Source organism: Streptomyces bobili (assembly GCF_002154575.1).
GTDB classification, from domain to species: Bacteria; Actinomycetota; Actinomycetes; order Streptomycetales; family Streptomycetaceae; genus Streptomyces; species Streptomyces bobili.
This window is the reverse complement of the sequence record NZ_MUBA01000268.1, coordinates 311-685: the sequence shown is the minus strand read 5'-3', so window position 1 is coordinate 685 and position 375 is coordinate 311. Positions and strand designations below refer to the sequence as shown.

1 protein-coding gene is annotated in these 375 nt (G+C 72.8%); it reads right to left on the bottom strand.

Features of this window, described 5'->3' with window-relative positions; genetic code table 11:
* A partial coding sequence (locus tag BZL64_RS21835; protein ID WP_244205433.1) for an aminotransferase class V-fold PLP-dependent enzyme occupies nucleotides 1-375 on the bottom strand: 375 nt, incomplete at both ends.

Genomic DNA, 375 nt, shown 5'->3' with positions numbered 1-375 from the left:
TACGGGGGTGTACTCGCGGCCCAGCAGGAGGGCGCCGATGCCGTAGGGGCCGCCGATCTTGTGGCCGGAGACGGTCATCGCGGCGAGGCCGGAGGCGGCGAAGTCGACGGGGACCTGGCCGAAGGCCTGGACGGCGTCGGAGTGCAGGGGGACGCCGAATTCGGCTGCCACGTCAGCGAGTTCACGGACCGGCAGGACGGTGCCGATCTCGTTGTTCGCCCACATGACGGTGGCGAGGGCCACGTCGTCGGGGTTGCGGGCGACGGCCTCGCGCAGCGTGTCGGGGTGGACCCTGCCGTGGGCGTCCACGGGGAGGTACTCGACCGTGGCGCCCTCGTGCTCGCCGAGCCAGTGCACGGCGTCCAGGACGGCGTG